The organism is Methylobacterium sp. J-026, from assembly GCF_022829585.1.
Taxonomy (GTDB): Bacteria; Pseudomonadota; Alphaproteobacteria; order Rhizobiales; family Beijerinckiaceae; genus Methylobacterium.
The window spans coordinates 1-18272 of record NZ_JAKSYC010000169.1 but is presented as its reverse complement, the minus strand read 5'-3'; the positions used below and the strand labels follow the sequence as shown (position 1 = coordinate 18272).

General features: G+C 62.5%; 14 protein-coding genes and 2 pseudogenes. 9 read left to right on the top strand and 7 right to left on the bottom strand.

The window, feature by feature from the left end; all coding sequences use genetic code 11:
• Nucleotides 1-140, top strand: a pseudogene (locus tag MKK69_RS16070) (methyltransferase type 12); the annotation flags it as partial.
• 339 nt (nucleotides 141-479) lie between these two features.
• Here MKK69_RS16070 and MKK69_RS16065 read toward each other — a convergent pair.
• From MKK69_RS16065 to MKK69_RS16050, 4 genes are read right to left on the bottom strand one after another with little or no spacing between them, the layout of a single operon-like run.
• Nucleotides 480-1109 (bottom strand): class I SAM-dependent DNA methyltransferase, encoded by a 630-nt coding sequence (locus tag MKK69_RS16065; protein ID WP_243969359.1) that lies wholly within the window; start codon nucleotides 1107-1109, stop codon nucleotides 480-482.
• Entirely contained in the window at nucleotides 1106-2248 is a 1143-nt protein-coding gene (locus MKK69_RS16060; protein ID WP_243969357.1) for an acyl-CoA dehydrogenase family protein, read from the bottom strand. Before MKK69_RS16060 ends, MKK69_RS16065 begins: the two co-directional genes overlap by 4 nt.
• A gap of 14 nt (nucleotides 2249-2262) precedes the next feature.
• Nucleotides 2263-2766, bottom strand: coding sequence for a DNA polymerase ligase N-terminal domain-containing protein (locus tag MKK69_RS16055; RefSeq protein WP_243969356.1), 504 nt, complete (start codon nucleotides 2764-2766; stop codon nucleotides 2263-2265).
• Complete coding sequence (locus tag MKK69_RS16050; protein ID WP_243969354.1) at nucleotides 2759-3967, bottom strand: glycosyltransferase; 1209 nt, start codon at nucleotides 3965-3967, stop codon at nucleotides 2759-2761. Before MKK69_RS16050 ends, MKK69_RS16055 begins: the two co-directional genes overlap by 8 nt.
• A 23-nt stretch (nucleotides 3968-3990) precedes the next feature.
• Here MKK69_RS16050 and MKK69_RS16045 point away from each other — a divergent pair, with 23 nt between their 5' ends.
• The 6 genes and pseudogenes from MKK69_RS16045 to MKK69_RS16020 all read left to right on the top strand — a co-directional run bounded on the left by MKK69_RS16045 (nucleotide 3991) and on the right by MKK69_RS16020 (nucleotide 11554).
• Nucleotides 3991-5295, top strand: coding sequence for an MFS transporter (locus tag MKK69_RS16045; protein WP_243969352.1), 1305 nt, complete (start codon nucleotides 3991-3993; stop codon nucleotides 5293-5295).
• Nucleotides 5296-5313: 18 nt separating this feature from the next.
• Complete coding sequence (locus tag MKK69_RS16040; RefSeq protein ID WP_243969350.1) at nucleotides 5314-6558, top strand: MFS transporter; 1245 nt, start codon at nucleotides 5314-5316, stop codon at nucleotides 6556-6558.
• A 105-nt stretch (nucleotides 6559-6663) separates the two neighbouring features.
• Complete coding sequence (locus tag MKK69_RS16035) at nucleotides 6664-6951, top strand: hypothetical protein (protein ID WP_243969348.1); 288 nt, start codon at nucleotides 6664-6666, stop codon at nucleotides 6949-6951.
• Between the two features lie 40 nt (nucleotides 6952-6991).
• A complete protein-coding gene (locus MKK69_RS16030; RefSeq protein ID WP_243969346.1) occupies nucleotides 6992-7489 on the top strand; it encodes a DUF892 family protein in 498 nt (165 codons plus the stop codon).
• Between the two features lie 624 nt (nucleotides 7490-8113).
• Entirely contained in the window at nucleotides 8114-10531 is a 2418-nt protein-coding gene (locus MKK69_RS16025) for an EAL domain-containing protein (protein ID WP_409564825.1), read from the top strand.
• A gap of 79 nt (nucleotides 10532-10610) precedes the next feature.
• Nucleotides 10611-11554, top strand: a pseudogene (locus tag MKK69_RS16020) (IS481 family transposase).
• Here the strand turns inward: MKK69_RS16020 and MKK69_RS16015 are convergent.
• Both MKK69_RS16015 and MKK69_RS16010 read right to left on the bottom strand, forming a co-directional pair.
• Nucleotides 11551-12231, bottom strand: a complete 681-nt coding sequence (locus tag MKK69_RS16015) for an OmpW/AlkL family protein (protein ID WP_243969341.1) — start codon at nucleotides 12229-12231, stop codon at nucleotides 11551-11553. The pseudogene MKK69_RS16020 and the gene MKK69_RS16015 overlap by 4 nt on opposite strands.
• A 149-nt stretch (nucleotides 12232-12380) precedes the next feature.
• Nucleotides 12381-13448, bottom strand: coding sequence for a methyltransferase type 12 (locus MKK69_RS16010; RefSeq protein ID WP_243969339.1), 1068 nt, complete (start codon nucleotides 13446-13448; stop codon nucleotides 12381-12383).
• A gap of 355 nt (nucleotides 13449-13803) precedes the next feature.
• Here MKK69_RS16010 and MKK69_RS16005 point away from each other — a divergent pair, with 355 nt between their 5' ends.
• Nucleotides 13804-15807 carry a putative bifunctional diguanylate cyclase/phosphodiesterase gene (locus tag MKK69_RS16005; protein WP_243969338.1) on the top strand — a complete coding sequence of 668 codons (2004 nt, stop codon included), beginning with the start codon at nucleotides 13804-13806 and terminating at the stop codon, nucleotides 15805-15807.
• Nucleotides 15808-16518: 711 nt separating this feature from the next.
• Nucleotides 16519-17217 carry a hypothetical protein gene (locus tag MKK69_RS16000; protein WP_243969336.1) on the top strand — a complete coding sequence of 233 codons (699 nt, stop codon included), beginning with the start codon at nucleotides 16519-16521 and terminating at the stop codon, nucleotides 17215-17217.
• A 355-nt stretch (nucleotides 17218-17572) separates the two neighbouring features.
• On the opposite strand, the gene MKK69_RS15995 is transcribed toward MKK69_RS16000, so the two are convergent.
• Nucleotides 17573-18205, bottom strand: coding sequence for a tyrosine-type recombinase/integrase (locus tag MKK69_RS15995; protein ID WP_243969334.1), 633 nt, complete (start codon nucleotides 18203-18205; stop codon nucleotides 17573-17575).
• Between the last annotated feature and the right edge of the window lie 67 nt (nucleotides 18206-18272).

Here is an 18272-nt window from a genome sequence, read left to right as displayed (position 1 = left end):
ATGAGCGTGGGAAGTACGCCGCGACGCTCGCCGCCCTTCCGCGGGACAGCTACGTTAGCGTCCTAGAGATCGGCTGCTCCATCGGCGTACTTACGCGGCAGCTCGCTAGTCGGTGCGACGCGCTCATCAGTCTCGATCTCTAGGACGCTAACGTAGCTGTCCCGCGGAAGGGCGGCGAGCGTCGCGGCGTACTTCCCACGCTCATAGTCGCTCGGCGGTAGCGGACATTCAGTTTCAGGTGACCGTCCGTCCGGAGTCGACCCATTCGCTGACCCTGGGAATGTCCGCTAACGGGCGGTCAGCTGATGTCCGCTCATGGCGCGAAGCTGCGGTCTGGAATGGCAGGGTTTGGCCGAAAACTGCCAGTCCGCTTCGGGAAATGCATGTTGGAGAAGCTGACATGCATTTCCCGAAGAGGTGTTGCAGTCACGTGGTTGAAACATGTCAGATTGCACTGAACAGGATCGAGCACCAGCTACCTACTTCACCTTCCTTCCAGGAGGTGGGGCAGGATCATATGTTCTCATACAGCGATGAAGGACGTCGAGCCTGTACTTTTCTGCCCGCTCGCGGTGGGTGACCGGCAGGAAATTGGCCACTCCTTCGATGAAGCTATCCGCCGCTTCGTCGCCGGTCAGTGGGTAGTGCGTATCACCGGTCCAATGCACCAACACGACGTCCCCGCCATTGACGAGGCTGCCGCGCACACGCTCGACCAAGCGCGCCACGTCATCCAGGTCGAGGTAGTATACGACCTCCGAGAGCAGGATCAGGTCGAACGAGCCTGCCGGCCATTGGCCGGGGACCTGCCCGAGTTCGAAGTGGACGTGGTCGAGGTCGCGGCAGCGTTCCCGCGCTTGTGCGAGCGCCAGCTCGGTGAGATCGAGACTGATGAGCGCGTCGCACCGACTAGCGAGCTGCCGCGTAAGTACGCCGATGGAGCAGCCGATCTCTAGGACGCTAACGTAGCTGTCCCGCGGAAGGGCGGCGAGCGTCGCGGCGTACTTCCCACGCTCATAGTCGCTCGTTTGAAACTGCCAGGGGTCTGGGTCGGCGGCGTAGCGTTCGTCGAAATAGCTGGGTGGCAACGTGCCGGCGTATCGGGTCAAAGGATGCCTCCCAGCGTGAACAGGTCACTGGCCGTTCCGTCGGCCGTCAGGATCTCGGCCGCCGCCGTGGTGAGGGCCCGGTCCGGCGCGGGTTGCCGCAGGTAGGTGGCGAGGTCGCGTGAGAGCCGCTCAAGGGGATGTTCGCGCAGGAAGCCCTGCAGGCCGACCGAGCGTTGAGCGAGCTGCAGAACGTCGAGACCGGCTTTCTCCACCGCGAGCCGGGCCAGGTTGACGAAGGCGACGATGCGCTCGGGCGCAAGTTCGTCCTCGGCGACGGTCAAAGCGGCACGCTCGACCCATTGCCGGGCGCCCTCGACCGCGATGGCGCCCTCGCCGAGGCGCGCGAGCTGGTGTGGGTCGCCGCCGCGGCCCGTCGCGGAGAGGTGCCCTCGCCAAGCGTCGAACACCGCCTCGATGCCGCCGAGCTGCACCGCAGCGAACCGCCACGCGCCGCCCGAGAAGGTCGGCTGGCGGTGGTAGTCGTCCCACCCGCCCAGGATCTTGTCATCGCTCACGGCGATGTCCTCGAAATCGACGGTGCCGGTCGCGGACGCACGCATGCCGTGGGCATGCCATCCCGAGAGATCGGCGCGACTGCCGGCCTTCAGCGGCACAACCAGCATCAACGGCGAGGCGCCGGGCTCGCGCTTGACTGTTACTAGGGCGCGGGTGACGAAGCCGGCGCCTGACGCGAAGGTCTTCACGCCGCGAAGCCGGCAATCTTCCCCCAGTCGTAGGCAATTGCCGGGCAAGTCCGTGTTCCAGACCCCAAACAGGTGGCCGTCAAGGGCGTCGGCGAAGAGCCGCGCGCGCTGGCATTCATCGCCGTACCGGGCGACGAGCTGGAGCGCATTGACGTGTCCCTCGTAGAGCCGCCCCAGCGCAAGGCTGCCGTAACCGACGAGGCGCAGCACCGCCGCGAGCTGGCACGTGCCCAGTTCCTCGCCCAGGCCGACGCCACCGTCGTCGGAAGGTATCGGCGCGGCGAGCAGGCCCAGGCGGGCGAGGTCAGCGATGTCCTCGACCGGGAAGCCTTCGTCTTGGTCCTGTTCACCTGCGCGCCCGGTCGCGGTGACAGCCACCTGCCTGGCGGCCGCGACGGGGTCGTAGGCCAGGTTTGCTGGGGTGATCTGGTCCATGCGCCTTCCTCCCATTAGGCCGCAGTCGCGGCGATGTCCTTGACCGTGCGGCCGGTCAGGACCGAGCGCGGCTGCTCCTCCAAGATATCCGGATCGCTCCGCTCGCGTGCGGCGGCGCCGTGCGATTTCACCAGCAGCCAGGAAACATGCCCCTCGCAGAGCCGAGATTTCATGCGCTCAAGACACCAGCGGCCGATTAGCTTTTCCCCCTGCAGAATTAAGGCAGCCGACCCCGTTGCGAGGGCTGCGGCGCAGTCGCCGTCCGGCTCCCCGGTCGCACGGTCCCAGAGCAGCATGAGGACGGCCCCGTGGTGACCCATTGCGATCACACCCTCAAAATCACCATCGTCCAGGGCAAGATCCTCGACCGCGACGGTGAGGCGGTGTTCGCCCGCGACGAGGCTCGGGCCGCGGGTAATCGCCCAACCCTTCAGAGCAACGCCGATCTCCAGCCGGAAATCATGATGCAACCGGCGTGCAGCGTGGTTCTGGACGCAGTAGACCAGGGGCTTAAGCATGGCCCGCCCGCTCCGCCGAAGATTGGGCGGCGCCCTCCACCGCTACAGACTTCGACATGTGCAAGCGGCTGAAGACTTGGCGCCCGGAGCGGAGCAGGTTCAGGACGGCGCGGGCGCGCCGAATCTGTCGGGGGAGTTCGGCAGGCCGCAGCGGGCGATATATGAGCATGGGGCTTGCCGCTTCCGTCGCAGCGAGAACGGCGCCCAGCGTGGCGAGGTCAGCAATCGTCGCCGCCACATCTCCCCGGATGCCGAGCCATGGGGCCCAGAGCGCCGTGCGACCGAGGCGTCCCGAGGCCCGTAACTGACCCATCCGGCGACGCCAGGCGAACCGGAACAAAGCCCGCGGCAGCGGCTCCAGGCGCGGATCGCACGGGCTCTCGGGCACCTCGCAGCGCAGCTTCATCGTGTCGGCAGCCCCGCCGGGCGCGCGCCCATCGAGCCGTCCGGAAGTCACCACGAGGATTTCTGGGTCGTGACGGACCCGCGCATCGCTCGACAGCAGGGAGGAGACGAAGGCCTTGTCCTCGCCGACCGCGAGCGGCGGCATGCCGCCGACATGCCGATAGGTGGCTAAGCGGACGGCGAGGGTCGCGCCCGAGGTCGTCCAGTGCCGCGGCCAGGGATCGTGCGCGACCAGATTGATCCGTGCTTCGAGCTCCGTGAGCAGCGCCTCGTAGGCGCCCTCCAGCGCACCGCGCGCGTGCAAGGATGCGGGTAGGCGCGCGGCATCCGCCTCGTCGAGGGCAATCCGGCCGGCCACGGCATCGACACCCTCCGTGATGGCGGCGAGGTTGCGGGCGACCCAATCGTCCGGGACCCGACTATCCGCGTCGGTCGTGAGGATGACGCCGTCCGGCGTACCGCTCTCCTCCAACCACGCGGCAGCGGCCTCCATGGCCTCCCGCCGTGCCCATCCCGCATTCGCCTCGGCATACGCTCGCTCGATTATTCGAACCGGGCGACTCACCGACGTGCGCAGGGCTGCGACCACATGGGCGGTGCCATCCGTGCAGTTGTTCAGGAACAGCAGGACGCCAAGCCCGCTTCCCCCAAGATCTTTCTGCCCGTCGAGAGCGCGCAGGCAATGTCCGATGCGTTCGGCTTCATTGAAGACTGGAACGGCGACCACCGCTCTGAGGGCCTGGTTCGGCATTCCTTGATCGACAAGTGAAACCACAACTTCTTGCTCGGTCAGCACGAATATCTCCGGCGAGCCGGGTTATGCGCCGGCACCACGCAAACCTGCCGCGCGGCACTCCTGTTCTGGGGCCGAGCCAGTTTTTATCCGGCGACGTTGCCGCACCTGACACGGATCACATGCAGCCAGCTTTTAACCTCGGTGCTCTAAATTTCGCCCTAGCCGGCGCACGCGAAGGTTTTGGGCCCTTCCTCGGCGTGTACCTGCAGAAGCAGGGCTTCGACCCCGCCGCCACTGGCTTCGCCATGGGTCTCGCCGGCTTCGCGGGTCTGCTCGCAACGACGCCGGTCGGGGCGCTGATCGACCGAATCACGTACAAGCGGGCGGCCCTTGCAGCCGCCGTCCTCGCCATCGCCCTGGGCGCCGTCGCCCTGATCGCCACCGACAGCCTATGGCTGATCGGCCTGTCGCAGTTGGTCATCGGTGTCGCCGACACCAGCATCGCGCCCCTCGTCGCGGCGATCACGCTAGGCATTGTCGGACAGAAAGCTTACGGCCACCGGGTCTCGCGCAACGAAGCGTACAACCACGCCGGCAACGCCGCGAACGCCGCATTGTCGGGCGTGCTCGGCTACACCCTTGGGCTCGGCTACGTCTCCATCGCCATTGTGGTGATGGCGGTCGCCTCGTGTGGGGTGCTGCTGACGGTAGACCAGAGCAGCATCGACCATGGCACGGCGCGCGGCGGTGAGCAGGACGAGCGATCGACGCTGCGCGTGCTTTTCGAGACGAAGCCGCTCCTGATCCTGGCGGCCACCGTGTTCGCATATCAAACCGCCAACGGCGCCATGTTGCCGTTCCTGGCGCAGGCACGCACCGCGGCGGGCGCCGATCCGAGCCTGACCACCGGCGTGATGACCGTCGTCTCGCAGGTCACGATGGTTGGGGCTGCGCTGCTCGCCGCGCGCGTCGCGAAGGGGCGTGGGCACGCCGGCGTACTCACCATCGCCCTGGGGCTTGTCGTGGTTCGCGGCATCTTCGCGGCGTTCGCCACTTCCTGGCTGCTGGTCATCCCGGTGCAGGTGCTGGAAGGCTTGGCGATGGGCCTGGGCGGCGTTGCTATTCCGGCTCTCGTGGCCGAGATGATGGAGGGCTCCGGTCACGCCACAGCCGGCCTTGGCGGCGTCATGACCGCCTACGGTGCGGGCGCGACCGTGAGCCCGTTGCTCGCCGGCCTCGTCGCGCAGTACTTCGGCTTCGCGGCCTCATTCTTTTCCCTGGCAGCCGTCGCGGGCATCGGCTTGGCCGTGTGGACGGTAGGCCGCCGCCTCCTGGGCACGAGCGCTCCCCCGGGGCACACTGGCGAGGCGTCTGCCGAGCCGGTGTGACGGCTCGGAGCATGCAGCATGGTTGTTCGAACGGGAGCGAAGGCTTGGGCTAGCGTCCTGACGAGCTCCTTCCCTGCCTTCGTGCTGCTTCAGGGCTCGCTCTACGCCGCCTATGGGACGGAATCGCCGTTCCTTCCGAGCTTCCTCGGCGAGCGCGGCCTGATACCGGGGGAGATCGGTGCCGTGCTCGCGGCGGGCACGTTGATGCGCCTCGCCGCGGCACCCGTCGCGGGTCACCTCGCCGACCGTTACGACGCGACCCGGGCCGTACTCGGTGTTGCCGCGGCCGCGGCTGGGCTAATCTCCTTCGTTTACCTCACAGGATATGGCTTCTGGCCGTTGCTGGCGGTCAGCGTGCTGCACGCGAGCGCTATCGCGGCTCTAGCGCCGCTCGCTGACGCGCTCGCGCTCACCGCCGCCGAGCGGGAGGGCACGTTCTCCTACGGCTGGGTCCGGGGTGCCGGCTCGGCGGCCTTCGTGTTCGGAACCCTAGTGTCCGGCCTGCTCGTCGCCAAAGCCGGCTTGGCGAGCATCATCGTGTCGAGCGGCATCCTGTTCCTCGCTATGGCGGTCGCAACGAGCCGCGTTCCAGCTGCCCATCCACAAGAGGAGCGGCCGAGCCTCGGCCTCGGTGGCATCCGTGAGCTTCTCGCCTCAGCGTCGTTCCGCCGGATGCTCCTCGTGGCGGCCCTGGTCATCGGCAGCCATGCCCTGAACGACGGCTTCGCGGTGATCCGCTGGCGCGAGGCGGGCATCGGACCCGGCACGATCAGCCTGCTCTGGTCGGAGGCGGTCGCATCCGAGGTGCTCGTGTTCGTATTCGCCGGTCCCTGGCTGCTGGCGCGCCTAGGCGTTGCGCGAGCCACGCTGATGGCTGCTGGGCTTGGCGTGCTACGGTGGTCGGCCATGGCGACCACGGCTGCGGTCCCTGTGCTGGCGTTCGTTCAGCCGCTGCACGGGCTGACCTTCGCGCTGCTGCACCTCGCCAACATGCGCCTGATCGCCTCGGTCGTCCCAGAGCGCCTCGCGGCAACCGCGCAGACGCTCTACGGCACGCTGGGCCTCGGCTTGGCCTCGGCCGTTCTGACTGCGACGGCCGGCTTCCTCTACGGCGCGTTCGGAGCCGGCGCGTTCTGGGCCATGGCGGCGCTATGCGCTCTGGCGCTGCCGCTCGCCTCCGGCCTGACCCAACGCGATGGTTCAGAACTCTCGCTAGACGTTGCGTCGCGCTTTCCCCCTGGTCGTGGAGGTTACAGAGATTGAAGCGGAAGAGATATGAGTTCTCTACGCGAACAGTTGTCACACGGGGGTACCCGGAACAACGATCAGTGAATCCCCTTCCCTCAGGCTTGAGAGCCTGGAGTACGAATGTCCAAATCCCTAAAAATCGCAGCCGCCGCCACGTTGCTCACGCTATCAGCAAGCCTTGCTGTTGCAGCGCCTTGCAATGTTGGCACGACGACAAATGCGGCTACTGGCAAAGACACCAGCTCGAATGTCGATGGCGGCACGACTGCCAAGGTGACCCCCGGCGCCAAGAGCGAGTCTCCCGGCACGATTGGCGCGATGAACAACGTCGGCGCGGCGACGAAAGATGACGGTTCGAAAAAGGCCCCTGAGGGTCAGCCCGTAAAGCCCGGCGCCGACAATTGTTGAGCCTGCACCAACCCTTTTTCGTTCAGACAAGGATGAAGGTATGAGCAACGTAAAGCGGGCGATGGACACCTACCTGAATGGGCTGCGCAACCAGCACGCGGTTGAGACCCAAGCGATCGGTACAATCCAGAACGAGCTGCCTCGAATGGAGGCGTACCCAGATCTGCACCTGAAGATGAAGGCTGACCATGAACGGTCGGTCACGCAGGCTGCGCGGCTCGACGATCTGCTTGAAAAGCACGGATCGAAGAAGTCGTTGCTCAAGGAGGCGGTTACGGGCGCGATCGCCACGGTGGCGGGGTTCACTCATGCCGGCGCAGGCGACGAGGTATTGAAGAACGTCCTCGCGGCTATCGGCTTCAAGGCCTACGAGATCAGTTCTTACAAGGTGTTACTCACACTTGCCGAGGCGGCTGGCGCCGGCGATGACAAGTCGACGCTCGAACAGTCAATGAAGGAGGAGCAGGAGATGGGCGATTGGCTCGGGAGCAATTTGCCCAGCATCGTTCATGCCTATCTTGAGCGGAAATCCGCGTAGCTCGGTTACACGCACACCCGCCAGCCCGTGATCAGATCGAGCGGCGGGACCGAGCAGGGCGCAAGAGAAATGGCTCGGATGAACGTAGAGCCGAACAGCCGGTTTTGCAGGACTTAACGATCTGGTGCTGCGTAGTCTGGCCGAAAGCGGCCTGTCTGGTTTTAGTAGTCCGATGTTCTAAGGCAGACATCGAAGCGGCCAGGCACTGATGCAGTCATCTGTCGTTGATGGTGCGTGCCCCGCTGCTCAATCGCGTCCGCTCCCGGTTGAGCGCGTGGCAGTGGGTCCATCCTGATCATCTGTTCAGGTTTGGGGGCTCTCCACAATCCCGGTGGCCGTCGGTAGCATGACCGTCATCGTCAGAGGGGTGGTCGGTTCAGTTCTGCGTGCCCGGAAAAATCCTACCTACCCGTTCGTCGCCGCCAGCCGGTCTCTCTCCGCAGCTGCTGGCGGATTCGTCGGCCACCGCCTTCAGGTGGCTCAAGACCCTCTGAAACTCCGAGGCGCCTTTAACCGGCGCTCAACTACAGCTTGATTTCAATTAGATTGCTGACCAAACGGTAGGCATTCCCGCGCTACGACGCGATTAGACGAACACGCGTCGTCGTTGCGACCGAGCTGGCCATGACCCGCGTCCTCTCCTGCGTCGCTCATCAGCACGACCTGCGCCTCGTCGCACTCTCCGCAATCATTTGCGCGCTCGGATGCTTCGCAACCGTTAATCTGATGACACGTGTCGATGCCCGGGGGCGCCCGCCATTGCGCGCCCTGCTGGCGGCTGCGACCCTGTTCGGCGGCAGCGTCTGGTCGCTGCACTTCGTCGCCATGCTAGCGTTCCGGCCCGGGGCGCAGGTCGCCTACGACGTCAACCTCACCGCCGCATCGATCGTCGTGGCTATCGCAGGCTCGCTCGCCGCTCTTTGTCTGTGGCGGCGATTGTCCGCCGCCCCGCTCGGTGTCGCCCTGGCTGGCACCGTACTTGGTCTGGCGATCACCGGTATGCACTATCTCGGCGTCGGCGCGATGACCGCCTCCAGCCTCGTGCTGTTCGACCCCGCCTACGTCGCCGCTTCGATCCTGGTCAGCATCCCGCTCTCCATCCTGGCTCTGTCACGGGCTGGCGCACTGACGAATTTCGGCCGCCGCACCGAGGTCACCGGTTGGCTCGCGCTTGCGATCTGCGGCCTGCACTTCACCGGCATGACCGCCGTCACGGTCGCGCCGATGGCGCCGCGAGCGGGTGAGAGCTACGTGCTCGGCTCGACCCCGCTCGCCCTGACGGTCGCTGCCGTCAGCCTCGCCGTGCTGATCGCCGGCGTGGTCGCCCTGGCCCTACAGCAGCACCTGTCGCAGCGTGCTCTGCGCGAACTCGACCGCATGCGCCTGCTCAGCAACCTCGCGCACGAGGTGCTGTTCATCCATCGCGACGGGGTCGTGCTGGAGATCAATCAAGCCGGCACACGCTTGTTCGCGGCACCGGCCGAGCAGATCATCGGCAAACCACTTCTAAACCTGTTCGCGGAGAGCGATGCTCCAGGGCTGCTCCGGCGCTCGCGCTGCCGGCCCGAAGAGTTGCGACCGGAGGAGTTCGAGGCTCGCACTGCTGCCGGCACCCATGTCCCGGTCGAGTTATCCTGCCGCACCATCGAGTTCGGCGGCAAGCCGGCCACCGCCGTCGCCCTGCGCGACCTCAGCGACCGCAAGCGCGACGAAGCGCGTATCCGTCACCTCGCCTTACACGACGCTCTGACCGATCTGCCCAACCGCTATCTGCTGGGGCAGCGCCTCGGCCCGGCGATCGAGGCCGCCGCCCTGGACGGGACCGGCGTCGCTGTCATCTACCTCGACCTCGATCGGTTCAAGGCGGTCAACGACCTGCACGGCCACGCCGCCGGCGACGCGCTCCTCGTCCATGTGGCCAAGCGCATACTGACCGAGCTGCGCCCGACCGACACGTTGGCCCGGGTCGGCGGCGACGAGTTCGTGGTGGTGCTGACCGGCACGCGCGCGCCCGAGCGGGTGGCGGATATCGCCAGTCGCCTCGTCGAGGGTCTGCGTCGCCCCTTCCTGATCGATGACCGTCGCGTCGAGATCGGCGCCTCCGCCGGCGTCGCCCTCTACCCCGGGGACGGCAGCACGGCCGAGACGCTGATGCGCGCGGCCGATACCGCCCTGTACCGCGTCAAGGACGAGGCCCGGGGTGCGGTGCGCTTCTTTGAGGCGGCGATGGATGCCCAGCTGCAGGCACGTCAGCTGCTCGAACACGAGCTCGGCGGGGCGATCGATCGCGACGAGCTGCGGCTGTTCTACCAGCCGATCGTCAACGCTCGTACAGGCGAGATCGAGACCTTCGAGGCCCTGATCCGCTGGCAGCATCCGGAGCGCGGCTTCGTCTCACCGGCCGAGTTTATCCCGGTGGCGGAGCAGACGGAGCTGATCGGGCGGATCGGCGCGTGGGTGATCGACACCGCCTGCGCGGCGGCGGCGGCTTGGCCGCAGCCATGGCGAGTGTCGGTCAACGTCTCGCCGACCCAGTTCCGGCAAACCGACGTCCCGGCGCTGGTCGCGGCGGCCCTGGCACAGCATGGCCTCCAACCCGCACGGTTGGTGATCGAGATCACTGAGAGCGTGTTCATCCAGGATGCATCCGCGGCGGTCGCGGTCCTAGGGCGACTGCGCGGCCTGGGCGTCCGCCTAGCACTCGACGATTTCGGCACCGGGTACTCGTCGCTGAGTTACCTGCAGCAGTTCCGGTTCGACAAGATCAAGGTCGATCAGTCGTTCGTGCGCCGGCTTGGCCAACACGCAGACACGTTGGCAATCGTCCGGGCGATCGTAAACCTTGGGCACAACCTCGGCCTGCAAGTCACGGTCGAGGGGGTCGAGACCGTCGAGCAGCTTGCGATCCTACGCGAGTTGCACTGCGAGCAGATGCAGGGCTACCTGTTCGCGCGACCGATGGCGACGCTGGGCGTATCGGAACTGGATCGGGCTCGATTAAGGGCTTTGTTCGCCGAGCCGTCGATGCGGGCCATGGCCTGAGCTGACCAGACCTCTAACGCCCGGTGTTTGATCCCGTAATGCGGTGGTACGGTTGACTACCATGCAGCGAGGGCTGTGCATTGGATGGATTCTTCATGGAAGCGCCACCACGGCGGAGGCAGTCCGTCGTGCCATCGAACTACGTTAGGAGAGCGAAAGAGCGCTGGTGAAGCGCTACGTAGTGAGCCCAACGCCGGTTCAGAAATGGCGCAAGCGGGCGAGCACAGCGGATGGGCGGATGAGCCCCAAGGAACCGCGCCCCACCGTGCTCACAGTTGAGGCGGCGATCATCGTCGTCTCTCGACGTCACACTTCTCCCGCTCGACGACTGCCTCTACGGTCTGCAGCCGACGATCCCGCTCCTGACCCGATCGTCGAGGCTTCGCTTTCTGGAGCGGCACGGCGTCAGCCGACCGCCCGAGATTGACGGCCTTAAACCAAGGAACAGCGCCTCGGAGATAATTCTTTCGGTTATGTGCAGATCGACGTCGCCGAGGTGTGCACACCTAGGGTCCGCTCAGGCTAATGGTGACCAATGACCGAACCAGCAAGTTTGCCTTCCCGCGAACCTTTCAAAGCGCAGGCAAGATGGAAGCCGTCAAGTTCCTGCGCGACTTCATCGAAGCTGCCGCCTACCACATCCATACTGTGCTCACAGATAAGGGTGTTCAGATCACGTCACGCCCGCAGGACATTTACGATAGCCACAACATCTTCGACCGTGTCTGCGTCGAGCATGGCATCGAACACCGTCTTATCAACGTTAACCATCCTTTAACCAATGGGCAAGTCGAGCGAATGAAACAAACGATCAAGGACGCCTCGGTCAAGCGCTACCATTACGATAGACATCCTTAGCATCGAACGCATCTGCATCTGCTCCTGGATGCTTGGTACCATGCTCGTAGTCTCAAGACCCCGCGCGGCTTGACACACAACGAGTTCATCCTGAACATCTGGGCGAAAAAGCCCAATCGCTTCGCAATCAACCCGTCACACCGCAACATGGGAACATACACCTAAAAACGGTAAGTCAAGCCCGAGTGTAGCACGACCGGATCCAGGCTCACGTTAGAACGGACAGGTACACCAAAGAGGTAGCCCTTGGTGTTGGTCGCGAGGAACCCCTTCTTGACGTCGAAGAAGACACCCCAGTGCGAGTCCAGCATGAGATCGAAGCCCGCCTGGATCACGGGTCCGACTGCATCGTCGGTTCGATAGCGACGCAGAAGACGATCCTCGTCGCCGAACACGATCAGGGCGGCGAGACCTGCTCCCACGTAGGGCTGGAATGCGCCGAGGCCGAAGAAGTGGTAGTGCACCGTTGCCGCGACCGGACCACCCTCGGTTTTTCCGACAGGGCCAAGGCCGGCCAAGGTGCCGGCGGCTTCGACTTTCGAGATTGGTGGAACACCGCCGCTAACCGATACGGCAATTGCGGGGGCTACGAAATATCCCGCTTCGATCGCAAAGGTCGCGCGATCGTCGATCCTTACCGTGCCTCCCGCGACAGGTGTGCCGGCCAGATTAATGCGTGCTTTGGGATCGTTGAAGATTCCGCCGACCCCGACATGGACATAGAAGGACGGTAGCCAGCTCATTGGTACGACTAGTGGCGGCGGCGAGGCGAGATCCGCCGCCGCCGCAGCCGTAGCGACTGCTGTGAACACCAGGCTAGCTGCGAGCGCCCCGTTTTGCATCACACCCTCTCACCGTAGGTGAGAAACCTGCCACACTCAATCTTTCGATGCGTTTAATTCCGTGCTTCGCTTTTCGGGGGCAACATGTACCCCCGCGGAGCCGACGGGGATCGAGATCGGAGCATTCACAGTGCCGGACGCAAGAGGCCTTAGACTCGTTCAACTTCGAGGTAGCCGATGACGCCCGTGCCGTCCTCCGAGTAGGTCATCCGGCGAACAGTGGTAGGTGGAATCTCCTCGGCGAATTTTTCGATCTCGTCGCGAGTCCGGTACAGGAGGTACCAATCCATAAACACCTCCATATAGGCTTCCTCGGGGACGCCCCACAGGAAATTGGGTATCAAGAGCCGCCCGCCGGGGTCGAGGTGTTCGAAAAGGGCGCGTGTCAGGCGTGCAGCGACCCGTGCGTCGAGATAGTCGTACAGGCCCGCCGCATAGATCAGATCGAACCGGCCCAAATCGGTCTTTCCGGCAAGAATGGCCCGAACTGTGCTCGGGTTGGTCTCGATCACTTCAGAGATCGAGGTGCGATAGCCATCGACGGCGGCGAGGCTTGTAGCATCTTGGTCGACCGCCAGCAGACGCCCGATCCGGCCCTCTTTCAAGGCCACGCTGAGTTCTGCCTCACGCAGATGGCCACTGGCTACGGCAAGGATCCGCGGTCGATCTCGCCGTAGCGCGGCATCATCGATTTTCCCAGCCAGGATTGACCGCCGGAGTCGCACAGCTTCGCAGGCCGTCACGTCGACCGTCGAGGTCATGACCGTGCGCCCGGCGTCCGACGCCGCCTCTTGTGCAGGCCGCGCAGCGGGATGGCGATAGACAAAGTCCAGAAGCCCGGCGTCACCGGGATATCCGCGTGGCCTAGTAAAAGAATGGTGGGTGAACGGACATTCGTGGATGAGACCGGCGAGGGTATGGGTGCGAGCCGCCGGAAGTACTGCGTTTTGCCACGTCTTATCGCTAAACGTTTCCTTGAGCAGACCGAGTAGATCAATAACGGCCTGCGTCAGCCGGCTGTAGTTATCTGGAGTCGCGAGAGCGAGAAGTCCCGTCAGCGCCGCACGGACGTCATCGCCAACGACCGCATAAAGAGTTTCCGGCAGTTCAACCGGGATCCGGGTGGCTCCCTCCTGTGTGAGCTCCCAACCTTGAAGCGAGACAAAGCCTTGCAGGCCCTCGCGTTCACGCGAAAGCAGAAGTCCCTTACTGGCCATCTGGAACCACCCCGATCCGACGCCGAGACCGCTCGGCGCCGGATTAAGCTTAACCAATGGTTAAGCTTTGTCCATGGGCATGACGCACAGGACTCGAGATAATCGACCTCCTGATCGCTGCAGACCAATGCGTTTCGATGACTCGCCTCACACGAGGAAGTGGCCTGCGGGGCGGGACCGTAGAGCGACGTACGCCACCGCGCGCCTAGGCAATGCGATGGTTAACCACGTTCGTCAAATTTGAACCATAGGGGCTGGCTGCACTCGCCAAACGATGAACGCTCCCGAGCCGCCGAGGCATTAAGAATTTTGGGACGCAACCCTGGTAGAGCATTTGCGGAAGGCCGGGGCCGCTATGAGCATCGCAACGCTCGATCAACTCGACGACGAACTGAGGAAGTGCTGGTTTCAACGCCGCTCGCCTCAGCTGCATCGGTCATTTCGAATTGCGCATGAGCAAGCAGTGCGCATAGCCATGAGCCAATCCTGTCAATGGGTCGGGCTGCTTTACATCGCGTTCGGCGCGATCGACGCCGTCCTCATCCGTGACATGCTCCCCTATACGCTGACGCTTCGCTTCGCTATCGGTGGGCTATATGTCGCCGCGATCGTAATGCAGGTCCGAAACAAGGTCGATACGCGAATTCTGGAATACCAGTCCGCGCTGGGCATCTACGTTGGCTTCGCCGCTTGGCTGTATTTAGCTACACAAAGTTCTGACACAACCGCGACGCTGTACTATGCTGGGTATGGCTTGATATTCATGTTGGTCTCTAACTTATTCTTTGATCTGAGCTTTAAGCTCGCCCTAATCTCGTCCGGGTTGATCGCATTTACATTTCTGGCATGGGCATTTGAATTTGCTGATAATTGGGCTTACATATTTTGCTTCGGATCACTGTACGCGTTCAGCTTATTGTTGACGCTATTCCTGAATTTCAAATACAATCGCGAGAGATTTCGTGTCTATTTAAACTCTTGTCGAGCCGAAATCGGTCATCGGGAGGCGCTTCACCGTGGAGAAGAACTTTACCGCCTATCGACGACGGACGCGCTGACGGGCTTAGCCAATCGACGCGCGATCGACGGCATCCTGCAAAATCTTTGGAATAAAAGTGTCGAACTTGGCGAACCGTTCGGCGTGATTTTGATCGACGTTGACTTCTTTAAGCTCTACAATGATCGTTACGGGCATCAACAGGGAGACCGCTGTCTTGCCACGCTCGGCAAGGCGATGGGCGAGGTCGCCGAGCGTCAGAAATGTTCGCTCGGCCGCTTTGGCGGAGAAGAATTTGTTGCGCTGCTATCGGTTAGCTCAGCCAAACAAGTTCACGCCGTCGCGGAGGAAATTCGTCACGCGGTAGAGACACTCTGCATCCCCCATACGGCACGTCGCGACCATAGATCATCAGTCACGGTCAGCATCGGCGCAGCGTATTCCACGGACATCGCGGGCGAAAAACCCGAGCGCACGGTGACTGCGGCGGACTTAGCGCTCTACGCCGCAAAGGACGAGGGCCGCGACCGCGTGCGGATTTTCGACAAACGAATGCTCGACGACGGCGCTGACAACGAACTCAGCGCCGAGAACCTCCGATCGGCTTTGGCGGATGGGCGCATCTCTGCAGTCTTTCAGCCCATCGTTGACATATCGGTGGGCCACGTATGGGCGGCCGAAGCGCTGATGCGGCTCAAAGATGCTGAAGGGCACTCGATCTCACCGGAAGCGTTCATTCCTGTCGCTGAACGTACGGGGGTCATCCTCGAGATGGGGGAGTGGATTCTACGGGAAGCCTGTCGCTTCCTCGCCGCCGAACCGAACCTGCCTGTCGTCAGCGTAAATATCTCCGCGCGGCAAATCGACGATCCCAATTTCGTGAGCACTGTTAGAGCGATCGTTCAAACAACGGGCATCGAACCATCACGTTTGGCCCTGGAGATTACCGAGAGCGGGCAGATCAGCGGCAACCCTGAAGTTGCTAAGCTGATGGAGCAGCTTTCCGCGTCGGGCATCCGGGTATGGCTGGACGACTTCGGCACGGGGTTTGCCGGCTTGACATGCCTCAGTGAACTCCGATTCGATATGGTGAAAATCGATCGTTTTTTTGTGCAAAGTTGCGATACACCCCGTGGCGAAAAGCTCCTGAAAAATATCATCGATCTCGTCAGCACCTGCGCGCAGAAAACTATTGTTGAAGGTGTCGAAGAGGCTCGACAAATCGAACTTGTCTCCTCGTTTGGTGTCGATCTATTTCAAGGCTACTATCTCGGGCGTCCAATGCCAGGTCATGAACTTAGTCACAAACTGCTAGACAATACAGCTGCGCGAACACCGGCAATTACATCGGCCAACGCGTAAAAGTCAGATTTCTCATATAGATTGCCCATTGCGAAAAGCGCTTCGTCGTTCTTCTGGAAACAGCTCGACGCACTGCATCGAGTGTAGATCGATTTCAGAATTTCTAATATTAGTCTCATACTGTCAGAAGTAATGCGGGACATATGATTGACACTGCTCTGCTAAGGTTCAGCCCACGATGTTATTGCGAACGGCACGCCGAGGCGGGCCAATCGTTGTCGGAGGCAGTACCGCGACTAGACGTATGTGTAGCCAGCGCAATGCTACCGGAAGCAGTCTAAAGAGTGGCGACGCCACCCCCGTACAATTTTCACCTCTATAGATACCACGTATGAACTTACATAATCAGGAACATATTAAAAGAAGCGAGCTTAAGCTTGGCTTTGCGATGACGCCTGCGAGCAGCTCAATGCGTGCCCTGTTGATTGCCAGCGCTGCCTTGTTTCCCAAGATGCTATTGGCTGACCAGCTGGAAGGGCCAGCTCGAAAGATGATCGAGAGTTTAGTTAGTAAGGCGATAACTCACAACATATTGACCCCATTGGCTATAGCCTGTCTTGTCGAATAGGAGCCGACACTCACTTCTACATCTCCCACTAGTTCGACAACCGGTGCGCGTTGGCTATCAGGAAGTATTCTACGAATTCGGCTTGTAACGAGGCTTTTATAGACACGGCGGCTCTCATGGGTTCACCAACCGATGGCTGGAGCTTGAGCCATACCACCACCGACGCAAACAGTCGCAAATCGATCGGGGCGGCATTCAGTTGCACCACAGTGTTGTTCGCCCTCGTCCCTTTCACCTCAAACGCAATTGATTCGGCGCGGCACGGCACGGCAGAAATTATTCTCCTTGCCTCTATGTTCAGGGGGATGGCTATGCGGAGATGGGATGAGGAAATTCGGTTCGCGCTGTACGAGCGCCCAGCGATAACGTCGCTTTTAACGCTTGCTTTGTTCATCGCGGTTATTGCATCGACGGTGGCTGCATATGAGGGATCGCTTCAAAACCTCGACGTTCTCGCAGTCATCGTCCTTCCGGTCGCTGCGGTTTGGTACAGTTATGCGCGTCCATGGAACTACACAGGAGAGAAGCCGCGGGCGCGCATTGTCGTCGCCCTCGTTTCGATCGTCACAATAGGCCTGCTCGCTGCCAATCGCGTTCAGAGGGACCGAGATGCATCCGAGGCCTACAGGGTTGAGCACGAGACGGCCTGTCAGGCACAGATCGGCACTTCAAGAGCCGATACCGTTCCTCAGAAGTACACATTCGATACATGTGCGAGCTTACTGACACACGAGGAGGCGATCGCGATCTGTCGATCTCGGGTCTTCAAGCGTGGTCCCTTGCCGGATGGCTGGCACGGATGTTCTGAGTACGAGGCAGAGATTCTAGCACTCCCACGGTAGCCGTAACTGTCTCTTGTTGAGCTACCCAAGTGTTTGGCATTCTGGTCTGCCATGGAAGCATCACCTGGATGGGGCACCAGCAGGCGTATGCCAGCCTGCAGTTTCCGCGCGAGCTTCGCACTTGGCATGGCCCTGATTAGCTACGGTTATGGCGTGGACGATCTCTACGCGACCAGCGTGTGAGGCTGCGGTGCGCCTTGTTCCGTAGCGTGCCCTTACGCGAATGGCATGGCAGCTGTCGCGCCAAATGTCCGCTATGCGGAAGCAGCAGATTCTCCTTGAATGACCGGGAAGGGCGCTTTTCTGCCGGGCTGCTCTGAAAGCCCCCCGACAATGAAGCCGAGGGGCCGAACGCTCAAATCTCAGTTCCCTCTGCCAAGGTCAGGGCATCCTCGACGTCGACTCCGAGGTATCTTACCGTACTCTCGATCTTGGTATGGCCCAGTAGGATCTGAACGGCACGCAGGTTGCCGGTCCGCTTGTAGATCAGCGACGCCTTCGTGCGGCGGAGGGAGTGGGTGCCATAGTCCTCGCTGCGCAACCCGATGCGAGTCACCCACTCGTCTACCAACCGCGCATACTGCCTGGTGCTAATGTGCGTGACGCCGTCGAGCCTGCTTGGAAAGGCATAGTCGTCGAGCGTTCCGCCCCGGGCCTCCAGCCATGACAAGATGCTGGTACGGGCGGGTTCGAGCAATTCGAACTGCACGGGCCGACCGGTCTTGCGCTGGATGACGATGGCCCGGCTACGGACGCGACCCCCGCTGACGAGGTCGCTGATCTTGAGCTTGACGATGTCGCAGCCACGCAGCTTGCTGTCGATGGCGAGGTCAAACATCGCGCGGTCGCGCACGCGCCGTTCGCGGTCGAGCCAGAAGCGGATGGCCCAGACCTGCTGAGGTTTGAGGGCGCGTTTGGCGCCAAGCTTGCGGCCGGCGTTCCAGGCCGGTCGCCCTTTCGTGGCTGGATCGTGTGCAGAGTGTCCCATCGTCTGTCTCCTTGCCGGCCCACGCCGACAAGGCGAGGAGACACCCGAACCGAGGCTCTGGAGACGG